Origin of the sequence: Duganella sp. OV510 (genome assembly GCF_900100205.1) — a bacterium.
In the GTDB taxonomy this organism is placed as follows: Bacteria; Pseudomonadota; Gammaproteobacteria; order Burkholderiales; family Burkholderiaceae_D; genus Rugamonas.
In genome coordinates this window covers 918,418-937,449 of the sequence record NZ_FNEQ01000001.1, presented here as the reverse complement: position 1 = coordinate 937,449, position 19,032 = coordinate 918,418, and the positions used below count along the sequence as shown (strand labels likewise).

Here is a 19,032-nt window from a genome sequence, read left to right as displayed (position 1 = left end):
AAAAGCCATTGGTGGCCCCTATGTTAGCGATAGTTAAATATATCGGAGCATCACCATGCGTCAAGACAAACTCACCACCAAACTCCAGGAAGCCCTGTCGGACTCGCAGAGTCTGGCTGTGGGCAATGACAACCAATACATCGAACCGCTGCACCTGCTGACGGCCTTGCTGAACCAGGACGACGGCAGCGCCCGTTCGTTGCTGCAACGCGCCGGCGTCAATGTCGGCGGCCTGACCCGCGCGCTGACGGCGGCCATGGAGCGCCTGCCGAAAGTCTCCGGCAATGGCGGCAATGTGCAAGCCAGCCGCGAGCTGGTTTCCGTGCTCAACCTGGCCGACAAGGAAGCGCAGAAACGCGTCGACCAGTTCATTTCCAGTGAAATGGTGCTGCTGGCACTGACCGAAGACAAGTCGGACGCCGGCACGCTGGCGCGCGAAAACGGCCTGACCCGCAAGTCGCTGGAAGCGGCCATCGACGCCGTGCGCGGCGGCGCCAAGGTAGACAATGCCGACGCCGAAGGCCAGCGCGAAGCCCTGAAAAAATACACCCTCGACCTGACCGAACGCGCCCGCATGGGCAAGCTGGACCCGGTGATCGGCCGCGATGATGAAATCCGCCGCGCCATCCAGGTGCTGCAACGCCGCTCGAAAAACAATCCGGTGCTGATCGGCGAACCCGGCGTGGGCAAGACCGCCATCGTTGAAGGCCTGGCGCAGCGCATCGTCAACAACGAGGTGCCGGATTCGCTGAAGGGCAAGCGCGTACTGGCGCTGGACATGGCGGCGCTGATCGCCGGCGCCAAGTACCGTGGCGAGTTCGAGGAACGGCTGAAATCCGTGCTGAAAGAGCTGGCCATGGATGAAGGCCAGACCATTGTCTTCATTGACGAGATGCATACCATGGTCGGCGCCGGCAAGGCCGATGGCGCCATGGACGCGGGCAATATGCTGAAACCTGCGCTGGCGCGCGGCGAGCTGCATTGCGTCGGCGCCACCACGCTCGACGAATACCGCAAGTACATCGAGAAGGATGCTGCGCTGGAGCGCCGTTTCCAGAAAATCCTGGTGGACGAGCCGACCGTCGAAGCCACCATCGCCATCCTGCGCGGCTTGCAGGACAAGTATGAGTTGCACCACAAGGTCGCCATTTCGGACGCGGCGATCATCGCGGCGGCCGAGCTGTCGCATCGCTACATTACCGACCGCTTCCTGCCCGACAAGGCCATCGACCTGATCGACGAGGCGGCAGCCAAGATCAAGATCGAAATCGATTCCAAGCCGGAAGTCATGGACAAGCTGGAACGCCGCCTGATCCAGCTGAAGATCGAGAAGGAAGCCGTCAAGAAGGAGAAGGATGAGGGATCGCGCAAGCGCCTGGAACTGATCGACGAAGAAATCGTGCGCCTGACGCGCGAGCTGAACGACTTCGAGGAAATCCTCAAGGCCGAGAAAGCCGTGGTGCAGGGCAGCACCCACATCAAGGAAGAAATCGACCGCATCAAGCAGGAGATGGAGCAGGCCACGCGCGACAGCAACTGGCAGCGCGTCTCGGAGCTGCAATATGGCCGCCTGCCGCAGCTGGAAGCCGAGCTGAAGCAGGCCGAGGCGGCATCGGCGCGCGGTGTGTCGATTGAAAAGAACACGCCAGCCAAGCAGAAGCTGCTGCGCACCGAAGTCGGCGCCGAAGAGATCGCCGAGGTGGTGTCGCGCGCGACCGGCATTCCGGTATCGCGCATGATGCAGGGCGAGCGCGACAAGCTGCTGCACATCGAAGAGAAGCTGCATGAGCGTGTGGTTGGCCAGGACGAGGCGATTTCCGCCGTCGCCGACGCCATCCGCCGTTCGCGTGCCGGCCTGGCCGATCCGAACCGTCCGTATGGTTCGTTCATGTTCCTTGGCCCGACGGGCGTCGGCAAGACCGAGTTGACCAAGGCGCTGGCCGGCTTCCTGTTCGACACGGAAGAGTCGTTGATCCGCATCGACATGAGCGAGTTCATGGAGAAGCATTCGGTGGCCCGCCTGATCGGCGCGCCGCCCGGCTATGTCGGCTACGACGAGGGCGGCTACCTGACCGAAGCCGTGCGCCGCAAGCCGTACAGCGTGATCCTGCTCGATGAGGTGGAGAAGGCGCACCCGGATGTGTTCAACGTGCTGTTACAGGCGCTGGACGACGGCCGCATGACGGATGGCCAGGGCCGCACGGTGGATTTCAAGAACACCGTCATCATCATGACCTCGAACCTGGGCTCGCACAAGATCCAGGCGATGGAGGATTCCGATCCGGCGCTGGTCAAGCTGTCGGTGATGGCCGAGGTGCGCTCGCACTTCCGTCCGGAGTTCATCAACCGGATTGACGAGATTGTGGTGTTCCATGGCCTGGATGAGAAGAATATCGGCGCGATTGCGCGTATTCAGCTGGCCATCCTGGAGCGCCGTCTGGCGAAGATGGAGATGACCTTGTCGGTGACCGACGCGGCGCTGCACAAGATCGCCGAGGCGGGCTACGATCCGGTGTATGGTGCGCGGCCGCTGAAAAGGGCGATCCAGCAGCAGATCGAGAATCCGCTGTCCAAGCTGATCCTGCAAGGGAAGTTCGGACCGAAGGACACCATCAAGGTCGATGTCCACAACGGCGCGCTGGTGTTCGGCGGCTAAGCGCCCTGGTGGCGGACGATGCGGTTGCGGCCGTCGCGCTTGGCGCGGTACAGCGCATCGTCCGCCCGCTTCAGCAGGTCTTCGTAGGACAGGTCGCCCGGCGTCATTTCACCCAGCCCGCCGCTGATCGTGGCGCCGGTCTGTTCGGCGATGCGCAGCCGTAGCCGCTCGGCGATTGGCAGCGCCATCTCGCCCTTGGTGTGCGGCATCAGCACCACAAATTCATCCCCGCCCAGGCGCGCCGGAAAGTCCGTGGCGCGCAACTCGCGCCGGCACACGTCCGCCGTGACGGTAATGGCTTTGTCGCCAGCCAGATGGCCGTGCTGGTCGTTGATGATCTTGAAGTGGTCGATATCGAAGATCAGCACCGAGGCCGGTGTCTTGTAGCGGGCGAACAGCTCGAAATGCTCGGTCAGGCTGGTCATCAGCTTGCGCCGGTTGGCCAGGCCCGACAGCGCATCGGTTTCGCTCTGCATGCGCAGCAGCCCTTCCAGCTTTTTACTGGCGGTGATATTGCTGGCCACCCACAGCACCGCATCCTCGCCCATCACCGCATGCTCCAGCGGCTGCACACGGCCCTCGAACCAGATCGCTTCCATCGGCCCGGCGCCACCGACGCCCTTGACGTCGTCCGCCGCCAGTTCGTACTCCACCACATGCAAACCGCGCGAAGCCAGCGCGATGGCGATCTGCGCCTGGAACCAGGCGGCTTTGGCCGGTTGTAACACGTCGTTCAGCGACTTGCCGACCAGGCTGCTGCCATCGTGGTAGTAGCGGGTATCGGTGCCGCCGAACAGGGCGGCGTAGCGGCCGCTGCGGGTCAATATGAATGCCGGGTCCGGCAGCGCCGCCAGCAGCGCCGCGATCTGTTCGTTCGAGAAGAGGGACAGGTCCGCCATGCGATATCGCTGTTGTGATTGATTGGTTTCCACGAATGTACCGTACTTTTAGCCCAAGCTTGCGTTAACGGCAGCAATTTTGAAAACTTAACGATCGATCATTATTGTTGTAATCCAAAAAACGTTGTTGGCGAACAGCCAAAAGTTTTCTTGAACATGGCGGAGAAGGCCGACTGGCTGGCGTAGCCCAGTTCGGCGGCCACCCGCGACAGCGGCACGCCGCGTGCGATCAGCGGTGCCGCGTGCGCCAGCCGCACCTGCTGGCGCCACTGGGCAAAGCCCATGCCCAGTTCGCGCTCGAACAGGCGCGCCAGCGTTCGTTCGGAGGCGCCGACCTGGCTGGCCCAGCCGGCCAACGTCAGCTCGGCGCCCGGTTCGGCGATCAGCGCGTCGCACAGCGCTTTCAGGCGCTTGTCGTCCGGCAGCGGCACGCGCACCGGGCGCACGGCGCAGCGCGGGATTTCGTCCAGGATCATTTCCATCAGCAGGTGGTGGCGGTGGGATGGCTCCTGCTGGTCATGCTGTTCCAGCGCCGTCAGCAACTCGCGCAGCAGTGGCGACAGTTCCAGAATCTTGCATTCATTGCCGGGGAAGGGCGCGCGGCCGGCGTACACGCGCATTGGCCGCAGGTGGGTATTTTCCAGCACGGTGACGCTGTGGACGATGCCTGGCGGTATCCAGATCGCCCGTTGCGACGGCACGATCCAGCTGCTGTGGTTGGCGTCCACCCGCATCACGCCGTGCAGTGCGTAGGTGAACTGGCCCCAGCCGTGGACATGCGGCGCCAGCACGGCGGCCGCCTGCAGGTCGCGACCGGACATGGTGATCGGCCGCTCGGCGGTGGGCGGCTCGTTGGGGAAGTCGAAGCGCGTGTGGTTGACGATCTGGATGGGCATGGCAGGAATTCGACAAAGATTGTCTTTCTATCTTAAATCAGACGGCTGCAAATTGCTTACACTTTGGCAATCAAATAAGGAGATTGCAGCATGAATGACAAAAATCTTTGGCGCCAGGATGCCCGCGTGATTACGCTGGTGGGGCTGGCGCACGGCACTTCGCATTTCTATCACGTGATCCTGGCGGCGCTGATTCCGTGGCTGAAGCCGGAGTTCGGTCTCAGCTATTCGCAGCTGGGCTTGCTGATGACGGTGTTTTTCGTGGTGTCTGGCGTGGGGCAGGCGATGGCTGGCTTTGTGGTCGACCGTCTCGGCGCGCGCACCGTGCTGTTCAGCGGCATCGCGCTGCTGGGCGTGTCGGCGGTGATGCTGTCGAGCGCACACAGCTACACGCAGCTGATGCTGGGCGCGCTGCTGGCCGGCTGCGGTAATAGCGTGTTTCACCCGGCTGACTACACCTTGCTGAATCAGCGCGTGTCCAAGGCGCGGCTGGCGCATGGCTTCTCGGTGCACGGCATCAGCGGCAATATCGGCTGGGCACTGTCGCCGCTGTTCCTGACCTTCGTGGCGGGCCGCACCGACTGGCGCACTGCGCTGCTGTGCGCCGCCTTGCTGCCGCTGATGGTGCTGGCGCTGCTGGCCTGGAACCGCCATGCGCTGCGCCCGGAACCGGCGGCCGTTGCAGTAGCCGGGGCCAAGGCTTCGGCGTCCGCCGACAGCAGTGCCTTCGGCTTCCTCAAGCTGAAGGTGGTGTGGCTGTGCTTTGCGTTCTTCCTGATTTCCGCCGTGGCGCTGGCCGGCATCCAGACCTTTGCCGCCACCAGCCTGGTCAGCCTGTACGGCATGTCGCTGGCGACCGCCACCTCGGCTTACACCTGCTTCATGTTCGCCTCGGCGGCCGGCATGGCGTATGGCGGCTTCCTTGGCGCGGGCAGCCGCAACCATGACCGCATCATCATGATCGCCTTCGGCTCGGCGGCGCTGTTGTCGCTGGTGCTGGCAGCGGCCGTGGTGCCGGCCTGGATGGCGGTGGTGCTGATGGGCCTGATCGGCCTGGTGACGGGCATTTCCGGCCCGTCGCGCGACCTGATGATACGCGCGGCGGCGCCGGCCAATGCCACCGGCCGCGTGTTTGGCGTCGTGTACTCCGGCCTGGACAGTGGCCTGGCGCTGGGGCCGCTGCTGTTTGGCGCGCTGATGGACGCCAACCATCCGTCCGGCGTGTTCGTCTTCATCGGCATCTTCCAGGCGCTGGTGATCCTGACGGCGGTGGGCGTGGGCAGCAACACGCGCGTGGCTGCGGCGCCAAAAACGGCGTAGTATCGGATGCTTTGAAGATCAATGCAAAAGGATGACGATGCGCTTTGCCACCACCGACTTATGCGACGACAACGCCAACCTGCTGGATGACGGCCGCCTGGCTGTGCTGCCGCCGGTATTCAGGCACTACGGCCAGCGCCTGCGTTTTAGCGGCAGGGTGGTGACGCTGAAGGTGCACGAGGACAACGCACTGGTGCGCGCCACGCTGGAAACGCCAGGCGATGGCAATGTGCTGGTGGTCGATGGCGGCGGCAGCCTGCGCCGCGCGCTGGTCGGCGGGCAACTGGGCTTGCTGGCACAGGACAATGGCTGGGCCGGCATCATCGTCGATGGCTGCATCCGCGATACCGATGAAATCAACGCCTGCGATATCGGCGTGCGCGCGCTGGGTGCGCATCCGCAGAAGAGCAGCAAGAAGGGCGTCGGCGAGCGCAACCTGCGCGTGCAGATCGCCGGCGTGCCGGTCAGTCCCGGCGACTGGATTTACGCGGACGCCGATGGCGTTCTGGTGGCGCAGCAAAAGCTGGCCTGACCGTGCGCAATGCAGAAGCGGCAGCGACATCATCGCTGCCGCCTTGCCTTTACGGCTTCTGCTGCTGATGCTGCTGCAGGTGACGGCGCAGGCGTTGCTGGAACTCGTCGACATCGTCCACCGTGGTCAGGTCATCATCGACTTCGACCATGTGGGTGGCGTGGCCGGGCGAAAACGATACGCTCGCCTCCACGCCATCCTTGTTCTCCGACAGCTTGTGTCCCTGAACGGCGCCCAGCACGTTGCCGTGCACGTCGGTTACGATGGTCATCTTCATGACATGCCTCCGCCCTGGATGTTGTGGAAGCAACCGCCGACGCCCTGGTTGTGGATGGCGACGAAGTACGTGGCGTTGCCGTTGTTGTCCTTGCGCTTGCGTTGCTGGTCAGCCAGGTGGACGGCGCCCTGGTTGGGCGTCTTCACATCGGCCGAGGCGAACTGGGTGCCACGGTCGCCGCCGTAAGTGTAGCTCCAGAACGCGGTTTGACCAGGGGCCAGGAAGGTCAGCGGCCCTACGTTGTTGAAAGCCATAATCTCCTCCGTAAAAGTAGGCTGCGCCAGCGGATGCCGGCGCGGCACTTCCATCTTAGCCAGCCCATCGGCACACACTTTGATGCAAACCATGTGCGGGCTTTTTTGGTGGCGCGCGCGTTCTGAGGGATAATGACGGATTGAATCAATCAGGATCACCAGCTTATGTTCTCTTACCGCCACGCCTTCCATGCGGGTAACCACGCCGACGTGCTGAAGCACTTCATCACCATCCAGTTGCTGCAGTATCTGAATCAGAAAGATGTGGCGTACACCTATATCGACACGCACGCGGGCGCTGGCGTCTACGAGCTGGACAGCGGATTCGCGTCCAAGAATGCCGAGTACGACACCGGCATCGGCCCGCTGTGGAACCTGACCGACATGCCGGAACAGGTCAAGGAATACGTCGACCTGATCCGCGCCATGAATCCGAGCGGCAAGATGCGCTACTACCCTGGCTCGCCTTACATCGCCGAGCAGGTGGCGCGCCCGCACGACCGCCTGCGCCTGTTCGAGATGCACCCGGCCGATGCCAAGCTGCTGGCCGATAACTTCCGCCGGCTGGACGAGCATGCGGCAGCGCAAGGCATCCGCCCGACCGTGCGCGGCCAGCGCGTGCTGGTCACCCGCAGCGATGGGTTCGCCTCGCTGAAAGCGCTGCTGCCGCCGCCGTCGCGCCGCGCGCTGGTGCTGATCGACCCGCCGTACGAAGACAAGCAGGACTACAAAAAGACCAAGGACGTGCTGGCCGAGGCGCTGGGGCGCTTCCCGACCGGCACCTACGCCGTCTGGTACCCGCTGTTGCAGCGCATGGAATCGCGCCAGTTCGCCGATAAATTGAAGCAGCTGCCGGCCGCCAACTGGCTGAATGTGGTGCTGACCATCAAGAAGCCTATGCCGGATGGTATCGGTGGCTTGCATAGCAGCGGCATGTTCATCCTGAACCCGCCATACACGCTGGAGCCGATGCTGAAGCAGGTGATGCCGTGGCTGGTCAAGGCGCTGGGTGTCGATGCCGGCGCGCGATTTACGCTGGAGAGTGGCACGCAGACGACGGGTATGCGCAACAGTAGCGAGCGCCGTCCACCGGTTCGTCAAAAAAACGTTGTCAAGAGCGCATGATTAGGTATAGGCTGGTCGGTAGAATGACAATGGGAGCCTCCCATGATGTTAGCCTCACCGGCATCACCCAATGTAGCTGACAATTTCTTCCTCGCGCGCCAGCCCATCCTCAACCGGGGACAGCGGCTGGTGGCGTATGAATTGCTCTTCCGCGATGCCGGTTCCTACAACGGCGCCCACGTCACCGACGACACCGAAGCCACCGCCACCGTGATTGCCCATGCGTCCGAACTGGGCATGGAGCAGGTAGTGGGCGACCAGATGGCCTTCGTCAATGTCGACGCAGTCGGGCTGATGAGCGACTTCATCCGCTTTCTGCCGAACGACAAGGTGATACTCGAAATCCTGGAAACGGTCAAGGCCACGCCGGAAGTGCTGGAGCGGGTACGCGAGCTGAAGCGGGCCGGCTTTCGGTTCGCGCTGGACGACGTTATCGGGCAATCGGACGACGTGCAGAAATTCACGCCGCTGTGCGACGTCATCAAGGTCGACATCAAGGACATGCAGCCCGGTACGCTATCGGCGCTGGCGCGGGTGCTGAAGAATCCGAAGCAGAAGCTGCTGGCAGAGAAGGTGGAGACGGTTGAAGAGTTCCAGGAATGCATGGACCTGGGCTTTGAATATTTCCAGGGTTATTATTTTGCGCGGCCGGTGATCCTGAGCGGCAAGAAGATCTCGCCATCACAGATCAGCGTGCTGAACCTGCTGGACTTGCTGGATCGCGATGCCAGCAGCCAGGAAATCGAGCGCAGCGTCAAGCATGACGCGCTGATAGCGCTGAATCTGCTGCGGCTGGTGAACACGCCGGCGGTGGGAGCGCGGCAGCGCATCAATTCGGTTGGCCATGCGCTGATGGTGCTGGGGCGGCGTCAGCTGCGACGCTGGCTGCAAATCCTGCTGTACGTAAAGAATGGCGGCACGCAGGAGTTCACCTCGCCGCTGCTGCAACTGGCCACCACGCGCGGCAAGACCATCGAGCTGATGGTCGAGCACCGCAAGCCGGGGCAGCGGGTCAGCGCCGACATCGGCTTCACGGTGGGCGTGATGTCGCTGATGGACACCTTGTTCTCGATCCACATGCGTGACGTGCTGGACAGCGTCAACGTGCTGGACGACGTGCGGGCGGCGCTGCTGCACCGTGCCGGCGACTACGGCCACATGCTCAGCCTGATCGAACACATCGAACGTGGTCGCGACGGCGAAATGCTGGCGCAGATGCTGCATCAGCTGCAGCTGCGCCCGGCCGAGCTCTACAACATCCAGCTCGCCGCCATCGAATGGGTCACCGAATACACCCGCAACATCTAAACCCGGGGTCAGTTCTGCCAAATGTACATGAGCTCGTGTACGTTTGGCAGAACTGACCCCGGAGTTTTTATTGGGCGAGGAGGAGGAAGACGGTGGGCTTTTTGTGGAAGTCGGGGGCGGGGGCGGTCTTCCATTGGGCGGCGCTCATCGTGCGGATGGTCTCGCTTGGCAGGCTGAGATCGGTTGCGACGCACAGCAGCGTGTTCGGTGCGCAGGCGGACGCCATCGCTTCCAGCATGGCGGCGTTGCGGTATGGTGTTTCGATGAACAGCTGGGTCTGCTTTTCTTTGCGCGAACGCTGCTCCAGCTCTTTCAGGCGGCTGGCGCGCTGTGCGGCGTCGGTCGGCAGATAGCCGTTGAAGGCGAAGCTTTGGCCGTTCAGGCCGCTCGCCATGACGGCCAGCAGCAGCGACGAGGGGCCGACCAGTGGGCGCACCGGGATCTGGTGCTGGTGCGCCAGGCGCACCAGGTCGGCGCCGGGATCTGCTACCGCCGGCACACCTGCTTCCGATACCAGGCCGCCATCCTGGCCGGCCAGCAGCGGCGCCAGCAGCTCGTTCAGCGCGGCGGCCGGGGTGTTGACGTTCAGCTCGGCGATCTTGATTTCCTGCATCGGCTTGCACAGCGGATGCTGCGCGCCGACCAGCTTCAGGAAGGCGCGGGCGGTCTTGGCGTTTTCTGCGACGAAATAGTCCAGCTGCGCGGTGATGCGCTGCACCTGCTCGGGCAGCACGTTGGCGAGCGCTTCGGTCTCGCCCAGGGTGTTGGGAATTAAATACAGGGTGCCGGTCATGTTATTGCTTGAAAAAAGTGAGGCCAAGTTGGCGCAGCATGCCCGTCAGGGCGATTAAGGGCAAGCCGGTGAGGGCGGTCGGGTCGCTGCTGTCGATCCGTTCGAGGATGGCAATGCCCAGCGCTTCGTTCTTGGCGCTGCCGGCGCAGTCATATGGCTGCTCGATGCGCAGGTAGGCGTCCAGCTCGGCATCCGGCAGGTCGCGGAATTTCACCACGGTCTGGATGTCTTCCAGTTGATGCGTGCCGTCACGGCCATCCCAGACGCACAGTGCGGTATGGAAGATGACTTCGCGGCTGCGCATTTTCTGTAGCTGCGCCAGCGCGTTGGCGTGGTTGCCGGGCTTGCCGATTTGTTCATCGTCCAGCGTGGCGACCTGGTCGGAGCCGATGACGATCGCGCCCGGCATCTGCGCTGCCACGGCGGCAGCCTTGTTGCGCGCCAGGCGCAGCGCGGTGGCGCTCGGTGTTTCGCCGGCCAGCGGCGTTTCATCGATGTCTGGCACGGCGACCTCGAACGGCAATTGCAGACGGGACAATAATTCCTTGCGGTAGGCGGAGCTGGAGGCCAGTACGAGTAAACTTGATGTCATGAGGGGAATGTTATATGCTCTGTCGCCGGTGATTCCTGCGACAGAAATGTCGCAAAAATCGCTAAGGTTTTGACTTGAATACGAAAACCCTGCTATTATCGCAGGTTTTCCGGGGAAACTCTGTAATGAATGCTCTTGTGATCGACACCTTTGAGTTCTGTCGGACCAACAGCAGCCAGGCAGGCACGACGCCTGTCGCTGAATTGACCCGCCTGGCCAAGGAGTGCGCGGACGCCTCCGGCGAGATTGCCTGGGAAGTGGAAGGAAGCACCCACAAGCTGGGTTTCCCGCAGATGACGCTGTCGGTCAACGGCACCGTGCAACTGGTCTGCCAACGCTGCCTGCAGCCTTATGCTCACCACCTCGATTCGTCGACCGTGCTGATGCTGGGTAAGGATGATGAACAGGCGGATGAAATTGAAGCAACGATAGACGACGAATCGATCGATGTCATCGTTGGAAGTCGCAGCATGGAACTGATGTACCTGGTGGAAGACGAAGCATTGCTGGCCTTGCCGCAATCGCCGCGTCACGATGTCTGCCCGGATTCCAGCCTGCTGGACAAGGCGAAAAGCGAGAAGATCTCGCCCTTCGACGCTCTGAAGAGCCTCACCCCGAATAAGTAGTATGTAACAGACGTGTCAATACGCGTGTTTATCGAGTCTTGGCAAGTTAGCAGTGCAATGTAGTAGGGCTCGATTCGCATGTTGTACGCGGTCGATTGTGTTAGAATTTTAGAACTTATGTATTAGGAGTCATTAACATGGCAGTTCAACAGAACAAAAAATCCCCATCGAAGCGCGGTATGCACCGTTCGCACGATTTCCTGGTTGCTCCACAACTGGGCATCGAGCCAACCACCGGTGAAACCCACCTGCGTCACCACATCAGCCCTAACGGCTTCTACCGTGGTCGTAAAGTCCTGAAAACCAAAAACGACGAGTAATCGATCGCTTTTGCTGGACACGGAAACAGGCGGTGCTGACTTGTGTAGCATCGCTTTTTCTTTTTTAAGCGGCTGCAATCTGATTTTGCACACCGTCATGTTCCAACGCGGATTCCGGATGCACCGGCTCTGCCGCTTGCCATAACAATGACAATCAAAATTTCTATCGACTGCATGGGTGGCGATCACGGCCCCTCGGTCACTATTCCCGCAGCTGTTTCCTTCGTCAAACGCGAACCTGATGCCGAGCTGATCCTGGTGGGCCTCGAAGACGTCATCCGCGCCGAACTGAAGAAACACCATGCGGACGCGCACCCGCGCCTGAGCGTGGTACACGCTACCGAACAAGTTACCATGGACGATCCGCTGGAAGTGGCGCTGCGCCGCAAGAAGGATTCGTCGATGCGCGTCGCCATCGAGCAAGTCAAGGACGGCAAAGCCCAGGCTTCCGTCTCCGCCGGCAATACCGGCGCGCTGATGGCGGTCGCCCGCTACGTGCTGAAGACCATGAGCGGCGTCGACCGCCCGGCCATCTGCAGCATCATGCCCAACCAAAAAGGCGGCCCGACCTATATGCTGGACCTGGGCGCCAATGTCGACTGCGAACCGCACCACCTGCACCAGTTTGCCATCATGGGCTCGGTGCTGGTGTCGGCCATGGAAAACATCGAACGCCCGACCATCGGCCTGCTGAACGTCGGCACCGAGGACATCAAGGGCAACGATGTGGTCAAGGCCACCAGCAAGCTGCTGCAGCTCGACCACGAGCGCGGCGCGCTGAACTTCTACGGCAACGTCGAAGGCAATGACATCTTCAAGGGCACCACCGACCTGGTGGTGTGCGACGGCTTCACCGGCAATGTCACGCTGAAGGCAGTGGAGGGCGTGGCCCGCTTCTTTGCCGACACCGTCAAGTCCGAATTCACCCGCAATCCGCTGACCATGCTGAGCGCCCTGATCGGCCGCAGCGCGCTGGGCAATATCAAGAAGCGCCTGTCGCCATCGCGTTACAACGGCGCCAGCCTGCTGGGCCTGCGCGGCCTGGTGTTCAAGAGCCATGGCGGCGCCGATGCATATTCCTTTGAGTGGGCGATCAAGCGGGCGTATGATGCTGCAAAAAATGACGTGTTGCCGCATATCTCGACCTTGATTACCGAGTTGATGCCGCGCAACACCGAAACACCGGAAGTACCTGGCTCAACTATTTAGTGGACGGTAAAACGGCATGACCCTGTATAGCAAAATTATTGGCACCGGCAGCTATCTGCCGGAAAAGCGCGTAACCAATCAGGAATTGACGGACCAACTCGCCGCCAAGGGCATCGAGACTTCGGATGAGTGGATCACCACCCGCAGCGGCATCGCGGCGCGCCACTTTGCCGCGCCGGATGAAAAATCGTCCGACCTGGCGGTGCACGCCGCCAAAAACGCGCTGGACATGGCTGGCCTGCAGCCCAACGATATCGACCTGATCATCGTTGCCAGCTCGACCCCGGATTTCTTCGGCAGCTTCCCGAGCACTGCCTGCATCGTGCAGCAAAAGCTGGGCATCACCAACCACGGCGCCGCCGTTGACGTGCAGGCGGTGTGCAGCGGCTTCGTCTACGCGCTGTCGACCGCCGACGCCTTCATCCGCGCCGGCGTGCACAAGAACGTGCTGGTGATCGGCGCTGAAGTATTCTCGCGCATCCTAGACTTCAGCGACCGCACCACCTGCGTGCTGTTCGGCGACGGCGCCGGCGCCGTGGTGCTGAGCGCGTCGGAAGAGCCGGGCATCCTGGCCACCGCGATGCATGCGGACGGCAGCCATTCCAGCATCCTGTGCATGCCGAACACCTTCGGCGGAGCGACCGCTGGCGAAGCCTACCTGTACATGGACGGCCCGGCAGTGTTCAAGCTGGCCGTGTCGGTGCTGGCCAAAGTGGCTGACGAAGCGCTGGCCAAGGCACAGATGCAAGCGGAGCAGATCGACTGGCTGATCCCGCACCAGGCCAACCTGCGCATCATGAGCAGCACCGCCAAGAAGCTGGGCCTGCCGCTGGAAAAGATGGTGGTGACCGTCGATCAGCACGGCAATACCTCGGCCGCATCGATTCCGCTGGCGCTGGACGCCGCCGTGCGCGATGGCCGTGTCCAGCGCGGCCAGAACATCATGCTGGAAGGCGTCGGCGGTGGTTTCACCTGGGGCGCCGTGCTGGCGAAGTTTTAAGCTGAATTAGAATTAGAGTTCTAACGGACTCAGCGGTAGCAGCGCGGTCATGATTGCATGATAGCTTTGCTGCCAATAATTAAAAAGAGATGAAGTCATGACTAAATTTGCTTTTGTATTCCCAGGCCAAGGTTCGCAGGCGATCGCCATGCTGGACGGTTTCGCCGGCAATCCTGTGGTTGCGCAGACCATCGCTGAAGCCAATGAAGCGCTGGGCTTCGACCTCGGCAAACTGATCGCCGAAGGCCCGAAAGAAGAACTGGACCTGACCACCAACACCCAGCCGGTGATGCTGACCGCTGGCGTGGCCGCCTATCGCGCCTGGATCGCCGCCGGCGGTCCGGTGCCGTCGGTAGTGGCCGGCCACAGCCTGGGTGAATACTCGGCGCTGGTTGCCGCTGGCGTGATCGCCTTCAAGGACGCGGTGCCGCTGGTGCGTTTCCGCGCGCAAGCCATGCAGGAAGCCGTGCCGGTCGGCCAGGGCACCATGGCCGTGGTGCTGGGCCTGTCGGATGACGATGTGCGCGCCGCCTGCGCCGAAGCCGCTGCTGGCGGTGGCGTGGTCGAAGCAGTCAACTTCAACGCTCCGGCGCAAGTGGTGATCGCTGGCGACACCGCCGCTGTCGAACGTGCCTGCGAAATCGCCAAGGGCAAGGGTGCCAAGCGCGCCATGAAACTGCCGGTGTCGGCGCCGTTCCACTCGTCGCTGCTGAAGCCGGCGTCGGACCGCCTGCGCGACTACCTGGTCAACATCACCTTCTCGGCGCCGCAGATCCCGCTGATCAACAACGTTGACGTGGCTGTGCTGAACGATCCTGCCGCCATCAAGGATGCGCTGGTACGCCAGGCCGCAGCGCCGGTGCGCTGGGTGGAAACCGTGCAGAAGATCGCCGCCGACGGCATCGTCGATGTGGTCGAGTGCGGCCCGGGCAAGGTGCTGATGGGCTTGACCAAGCGCATCGACAGCAATCTGGTAGGCGATGCAATCTTCGACCAGGCCTCGCTGGACAGCGTATTGAGCAAGCTCAAATAATCGTTTGCGATTTCAGGCACACTCGGAATTTACTGTAGAAGGACTTACATGACTTTAGCAAATCAAGTCGCCCTGGTAACGGGCGCATCGCGCGGCATCGGCAAGGCGATTGCCCAGGAGCTGGCGCGCCAGGGCGCGAAAGTGATCGGCACCGCCACCACCGAAGCCGGCGCCGAAGCGATTTCTGCTTACCTGGCCGAGATCGGCGCCGAAGCGGGCAAGGGCATGGTGCTGAATGTCACCAACGCTGAAGCCTGCGCTGCCATCATCGACGACATCAGCAAGACGTATGGCGCGGTCGGCATCCTGGTCAACAACGCCGGCATCACCCAGGACAACCTGGCGATGCGCATGAAGGATGACGAGTGGGATAGCGTCATCGCCACCAACCTGAACTCGGTCGGCCGCCTGTCGCGCGCCGTGCTGCGCGGCATGATGAAGGCCAAGGCCGGCCGCATCATCAACATCACCTCGGTGGTGGCCTCGTCCGGCAATCCGGGCCAGATGAACTACGCGGCGTCGAAAGCCGGCGTGGAAGGCATGACCCGCGCGCTGGCACGTGAGATCGGCAGCCGCAACATCACCGTCAACAGCGTGGCGCCGGGCTTCATCGACACCGACATGACCAAGGCGCTGGGCGAAGAACAGCACGCCGCCTTGCTGACCCAGATTCCACTGGCGCGCCTCGGCAAACCTGAGGATATCGCCGCAGCAGTCGCCTTCCTGGCGTCGCCGCAAGCCGCTTATATTACCGGCACCACCCTCCACGTGAATGGCGGTATGTATATGAACTGATGAGAATGGGCATAAAATACAGCCCATTCAAATCTTTTAGTCGTAATTTCGGTATATTTAGCAGCACTCACTGAAATTAGTTTTTCAGCGCGCAAACCTGATAAAATGCGCGCTTTCCGTAACACACAAAATGGAGCCATAACATGTCGGATATCGAACAACGCGTTAAGAAAATCGTCGCTGAGCAACTGGGCGTCGCCGAAGCAGACATCAAAACCGAATCGTCGTTCGTCGATGATCTGGGCGCTGACTCGCTGGACACCGTTGAACTGGTGATGGCACTGGAAGACGAGTTCGAAATGGAAATCCCGGACGAACAAGCAGAGAAAATCACCACCGTGCAGCAAGCGATCGATTACGCTACCGCGCACGTCAAGGCGTAATTTCTGCCCGATCGACTTTAGGAGAATCGCTTGAGAGGTTCTAAAAACCGTCGTGTTGTCATTACCGGCCTGGGCGCCGTGACCCCGATCGGCAATAATATTGCCGATACGTGGGCCGCAGCGGTCGAGGGCAAATCCGGTATTGCCACCATCACCAAGTTTGACGCATCTGCTTTCAGCACCCGTTTTGCCGGTGAAGTCAAAGGCTTCAACATCGAGGACTATATCTCCGCGAAAGAAGCCCGCCACATGGATACCTTTATCCATTACGGCATGGCGGCCGGCATCCAGGCTGTGCAAGACTCGGGCGTGGTTGTCACCGAAGAGAACGCCGACCGTATCGGCGTCATCGTCGGTTCCGGTATCGGCGGCCTGCCGATGATCGAAGAGCAGAAGGAAGATTACGACAAGCGCGGTCCGCGCCGTATCTCGCCGTTCTTCGTGCCGGCCTCGATCATCAATATGATCTCGGGCAACCTGTCGATCAAGTACGGCATGCGTGGTCCTAACCTGTCGATCGTGACGGCTTGCACCACCGGCCTGCACTGCATCGGCGCTGCTGCTCGTCTGATCGAGTATGGCGACGCTGACGTGATGGTTGCCGGCGGCGCCGAATCGACGGTCTCGCCACTCGGCCTGGGCGGCTTCGCCTCGGCCAAGGCGCTGTCCGCGCGCAACGACGATCCGGCCACCGCCTCCCGTCCATGGGATACGGACCGCGACGGCTTCGTGCTGGGCGAGGGCGCCGGCGTGATGGTGCTCGAAGAGTACGAACACGCCAAGGCACGCGGCGCCAGGATCTACGCGGAACTGCTCGGCTTTGGCATGAGCGCCGATGCGTATCACATGACTTCGCCCCTGGAAGATGGCAGTGGTGGCAGCAAGTCGGCGCAAGCCGCGCTGGCCAACGCCGGCATCAACCCGGATCAGGTGAATTATGTGAATGCGCACGGTACCTCGACGCCGCAAGGCGACGTGGCGGAAGTGCAGGGCATCAAGCGCACGTTCGGCGACCACGCCAAGAAGCTGGTGGTCAACTCGACCAAGTCGATGACCGGTCACCTGCTGGGTGGCGCCGGTGGCCTGGAAGCGGTGTTTACGGTGTTGGCGATTCACCATCAGGTGTCGCCTCCAACCATCAACATCTTCAACCAGGACCCGGCTTGCGACCTGGACTTTGTTGCCAATACGGCGCGCGACATGAAGATCGATTACGCAGTGAAAAACTCGTTCGGCTTCGGTGGCACCAACGGCAGCCTGGTCTTCGGTAAAGCCTAAAAAAGTTTGAACCTTTTCTCGCCTCGCCCTGTCTAAACAGGGTGAGCGAGAATTCGGCGCCGGCATTCGCTGGCGCCTGAATTGCCCGGCCTCGCGGCCGGCGCTCCCACCTGGTTATCCCCTTTTTTGTAATGTGTTTGTGGTGCTGCCGTCATGTCGATCGCGGTGTCCGTTGTGGTTCGCCCCTCGCGCGGCTTGCGGATTGCGCACGCCGGCTTGTGTTGTGGCGTGCTGGCGTCCGCCGCCGCCTGTCCCGGCATGGTGGCGCCCGCGTTGTGCCTGTTGAGTGGCGTGCTGGCCTGCTGGTTTGGCCGGCCGTCTGCTATCGCACGCCGGATTGATATATCCGGTGTCGGCCACCTGCGGCTGGCGGTATACCAGCACAACGACAGTGCGCTTTGCCAGCTGGAAGGTGCGACGTTATGGCCGCGCCTGCTGTTGCTACGCCTGTGCGACGCCTCCGGCAAGGTGCAGGTGTTGGCGGTGTTGCCCGACAGCGTGGCGGCCGCCGACTGGCGCCCGTTGGCGCTGGCATGCCGCGCTGTCGCCCGCACTGAAATAAACACGCCGACAGCTTGAACTTCTTGCAGCGGGCTAACTCTATAGCGTATGGCTATACGAAACGGCTGCGCTGCAGGCCACCGAGGAATGCAGGAGTGACGACAGAACGCGAGTGCGACCAATTGCTGGTCGAACGGGTCCGTGATGGCGATAAGCAGGCGTTTGATTTGCTGGTGGTGAAGTACCAACGCCGGCTGATGCGCCTGCTGTCGCGCATTGTGCACGACCCTGCCGAAGCGGAGGACGTAGTGCAGGAGACCTTTATCAAGGCATACCGGGCGTTGCGGCATTTCCGCGGCGATTCGGCCTTCTACACCTGGCTGTACCGCATCGGCATCAACACCGCCAAGAATGCCCTGGTGACGCAAGGGCGGCGCATGCCCACGTCAACCGAGGCGGACAACGAGATGGCGGAAGCGTTTAACGAGGGTGAGCATTTGCGCGATATCAATACGCCGGAATCCATGCTGGCCAGCAAGCAGATCGCCCACACCGTCAATGCCGCCATGGATGCCTTGCCGGTCGACCTGCGCACCGCCATCGCGCTGCGCGAAATCGAGGGGCTGAGCTATGAGGAAATTTCCGCCATCATGGCTTGCCCCATCGGCACAGTCCGCAGCCGCATCTTCCGCGCCCGCGAAGTCATCGCCGAGAAATTGAAGCCTTTGTTGGACACGGCGGTTGACAAGCGCTGGTAAGGCGGGAATGATCGTGACATCCGGCAATTTGAATGGCGGGTACGAATGGACAGCGATAAAAAACTGCGTGAACATATCTCGGCGCTGGTCGATGGCGAGTTGCCTGACAGCGAGCGCGAACTGGCGCTGGCCGCGCTCAATACCCAGGCCGGACGTGCCGCCTGGCAGGCCTATCAGCTGACTGGCGACACGCTGCGCAATACGCCCGGACCCGGGCTGAGCGATGCTTTCAGTGCCCGCCTGGCGGCGCGACTGGCGGCCGAACCGGCGCACGCAGCCGCTGAAGGGACCGACGCCCCCCTTGAAGTCCAGCCAGCCGCCATCATTTTCCCTTAAGCGCATAGCTTTATCATCATATTGCACATACGGAATGGCGATTTTCGCTTACCATGTGCTAGCCTCACGTCGCGCGACGCCACGTGCAGGGCGATTGCATCCTGAACTTTGAAGAAGAGATCGATACTCCATGAAAAATAA

General features: G+C 61.7%; 22 protein-coding genes. 16 read left to right on the top strand and 6 right to left on the bottom strand.

The genetic code is table 11. The features are described from left to right. Positions 1–55: 55 nt before the first annotated feature. Positions 56–2,656 carry an ATP-dependent chaperone ClpB gene (clpB, locus tag BLS51_RS04325; RefSeq protein WP_090177676.1) on the top strand — a complete coding sequence of 867 codons (2,601 nt, stop codon included), beginning with the start codon at positions 56–58 and terminating at the stop codon, positions 2,654–2,656. Here the strand turns inward: clpB and BLS51_RS04320 are convergent. Both BLS51_RS04320 and BLS51_RS04315 read right to left on the bottom strand, forming a co-directional pair. Beyond that, a complete protein-coding gene (locus tag BLS51_RS04320) occupies positions 2,653–3,555 on the bottom strand; it encodes a GGDEF domain-containing protein (RefSeq protein WP_090177679.1) in 903 nt (300 codons plus the stop codon). The genes clpB and BLS51_RS04320 overlap by 4 nt on opposite strands. A 101-nt stretch (positions 3,556–3,656) precedes the next feature. Continuing rightward, positions 3,657–4,451, bottom strand: a complete 795-nt coding sequence (locus BLS51_RS04315; protein WP_090177683.1) for an AraC family transcriptional regulator — start codon at positions 4,449–4,451, stop codon at positions 3,657–3,659. A gap of 90 nt (positions 4,452–4,541) precedes the next feature. Here BLS51_RS04315 and BLS51_RS04310 point away from each other — a divergent pair, with 90 nt between their 5' ends. Continuing rightward, positions 4,542–5,771, top strand: a complete 1,230-nt coding sequence (locus BLS51_RS04310; protein WP_090177687.1) for an MFS transporter — start codon at positions 4,542–4,544, stop codon at positions 5,769–5,771. A gap of 37 nt (positions 5,772–5,808) precedes the next feature. Then, positions 5,809–6,303, top strand: a complete 495-nt coding sequence (rraA, locus tag BLS51_RS04305; protein WP_090180644.1) for a ribonuclease E activity regulator RraA — start codon at positions 5,809–5,811, stop codon at positions 6,301–6,303. Between the two features lie 49 nt (positions 6,304–6,352). On the opposite strand, the gene BLS51_RS04300 is transcribed toward rraA, so the two are convergent. Further along, a complete protein-coding gene (locus BLS51_RS04300) occupies positions 6,353–6,580 on the bottom strand; it encodes a hypothetical protein (protein WP_090177690.1) in 228 nt (75 codons plus the stop codon). Then, a complete protein-coding gene (locus tag BLS51_RS04295; RefSeq protein WP_090180646.1) occupies positions 6,577–6,834 on the bottom strand; it encodes a hypothetical protein in 258 nt (85 codons plus the stop codon). The genes BLS51_RS04300 and BLS51_RS04295 overlap by 4 nt, the downstream gene beginning before the upstream one ends. A gap of 165 nt (positions 6,835–6,999) precedes the next feature. On the opposite strand from BLS51_RS04295, the gene BLS51_RS04290 reads away from it, so the two are divergent. Continuing rightward, positions 7,000–7,959 carry a 23S rRNA (adenine(2030)-N(6))-methyltransferase RlmJ gene (locus tag BLS51_RS04290; RefSeq protein WP_090177694.1) on the top strand — a complete coding sequence of 320 codons (960 nt, stop codon included), beginning with the start codon at positions 7,000–7,002 and terminating at the stop codon, positions 7,957–7,959. A gap of 45 nt (positions 7,960–8,004) precedes the next feature. Beyond that, entirely contained in the window at positions 8,005–9,267 is a 1,263-nt protein-coding gene (locus tag BLS51_RS04285; protein WP_373994318.1) for an EAL and HDOD domain-containing protein, read from the top strand. A gap of 67 nt (positions 9,268–9,334) precedes the next feature. On the opposite strand, the gene BLS51_RS04280 is transcribed toward BLS51_RS04285, so the two are convergent. Further along, positions 9,335–10,060 (bottom strand): SAM-dependent methyltransferase, encoded by a 726-nt coding sequence (locus tag BLS51_RS04280; RefSeq protein ID WP_090177701.1) that lies wholly within the window; start codon positions 10,058–10,060, stop codon positions 9,335–9,337. A 1-nt stretch (position 10,061) separates the two neighbouring features. Next, the gene (locus tag BLS51_RS04275; RefSeq protein WP_090177705.1) at positions 10,062–10,652 is read right to left on the bottom strand and encodes a Maf-like protein; all 591 of its coding nucleotides are present in this window, start codon (positions 10,650–10,652) and stop codon (positions 10,062–10,064) included. Between the two features lie 125 nt (positions 10,653–10,777). Between BLS51_RS04275 and BLS51_RS04270 the strand changes: the two genes are divergently transcribed. From BLS51_RS04270 to BLS51_RS04220, 11 genes are all read left to right on the top strand, one after another. Next, a complete protein-coding gene (locus BLS51_RS04270) occupies positions 10,778–11,278 on the top strand; it encodes a YceD family protein (RefSeq protein ID WP_090177708.1) in 501 nt (166 codons plus the stop codon). Between the two features lie 137 nt (positions 11,279–11,415). Further along, entirely contained in the window at positions 11,416–11,598 is a 183-nt protein-coding gene (gene rpmF, locus BLS51_RS04265; RefSeq protein ID WP_008449924.1) for a 50S ribosomal protein L32, read from the top strand. Positions 11,599–11,745: 147 nt separating this feature from the next. Next, on the top strand, positions 11,746–12,807 hold the full coding sequence (gene plsX / locus BLS51_RS04260; protein WP_090177711.1) for a phosphate acyltransferase PlsX: 1,062 nt from the start codon (positions 11,746–11,748) through the stop codon (positions 12,805–12,807). Positions 12,808–12,823: 16 nt separating this feature from the next. Then, complete coding sequence (locus BLS51_RS04255) at positions 12,824–13,807, top strand: beta-ketoacyl-ACP synthase III (protein ID WP_090177714.1); 984 nt, start codon at positions 12,824–12,826, stop codon at positions 13,805–13,807. A 97-nt stretch (positions 13,808–13,904) separates the two neighbouring features. After that, a complete protein-coding gene (gene fabD, locus BLS51_RS04250; protein ID WP_090177717.1) occupies positions 13,905–14,840 on the top strand; it encodes an ACP S-malonyltransferase in 936 nt (311 codons plus the stop codon). Positions 14,841–14,888: 48 nt separating this feature from the next. Further along, complete coding sequence (gene fabG, locus BLS51_RS04245; RefSeq protein ID WP_090177720.1) at positions 14,889–15,635, top strand: 3-oxoacyl-ACP reductase FabG; 747 nt, start codon at positions 14,889–14,891, stop codon at positions 15,633–15,635. Positions 15,636–15,778: 143 nt separating this feature from the next. After that, positions 15,779–16,018: an acyl carrier protein gene (acpP, locus tag BLS51_RS04240; RefSeq protein ID WP_055936274.1), complete on the top strand. Its 240-nt coding sequence runs from the start codon at positions 15,779–15,781 to the stop codon at positions 16,016–16,018. A gap of 30 nt (positions 16,019–16,048) precedes the next feature. Continuing rightward, complete coding sequence (fabF, locus tag BLS51_RS04235) at positions 16,049–17,296, top strand: beta-ketoacyl-ACP synthase II (RefSeq protein WP_090177725.1); 1,248 nt, start codon at positions 16,049–16,051, stop codon at positions 17,294–17,296. 153 nt (positions 17,297–17,449) lie between these two features. Beyond that, positions 17,450–17,875, top strand: a complete 426-nt coding sequence (locus tag BLS51_RS04230; RefSeq protein WP_139168647.1) for a protein YgfX — start codon at positions 17,450–17,452, stop codon at positions 17,873–17,875. Between the two features lie 77 nt (positions 17,876–17,952). Then, positions 17,953–18,555 (top strand): RNA polymerase sigma factor RpoE, encoded by a 603-nt coding sequence (rpoE, locus tag BLS51_RS04225; RefSeq protein ID WP_090177734.1) that lies wholly within the window; start codon positions 17,953–17,955, stop codon positions 18,553–18,555. Positions 18,556–18,600: 45 nt separating this feature from the next. Further along, the gene (locus BLS51_RS04220; protein ID WP_090177738.1) at positions 18,601–18,891 is read left to right on the top strand and encodes a sigma-E factor negative regulatory protein; all 291 of its coding nucleotides are present in this window, start codon (positions 18,601–18,603) and stop codon (positions 18,889–18,891) included. Positions 18,892–19,032 lie beyond the last annotated feature (141 nt).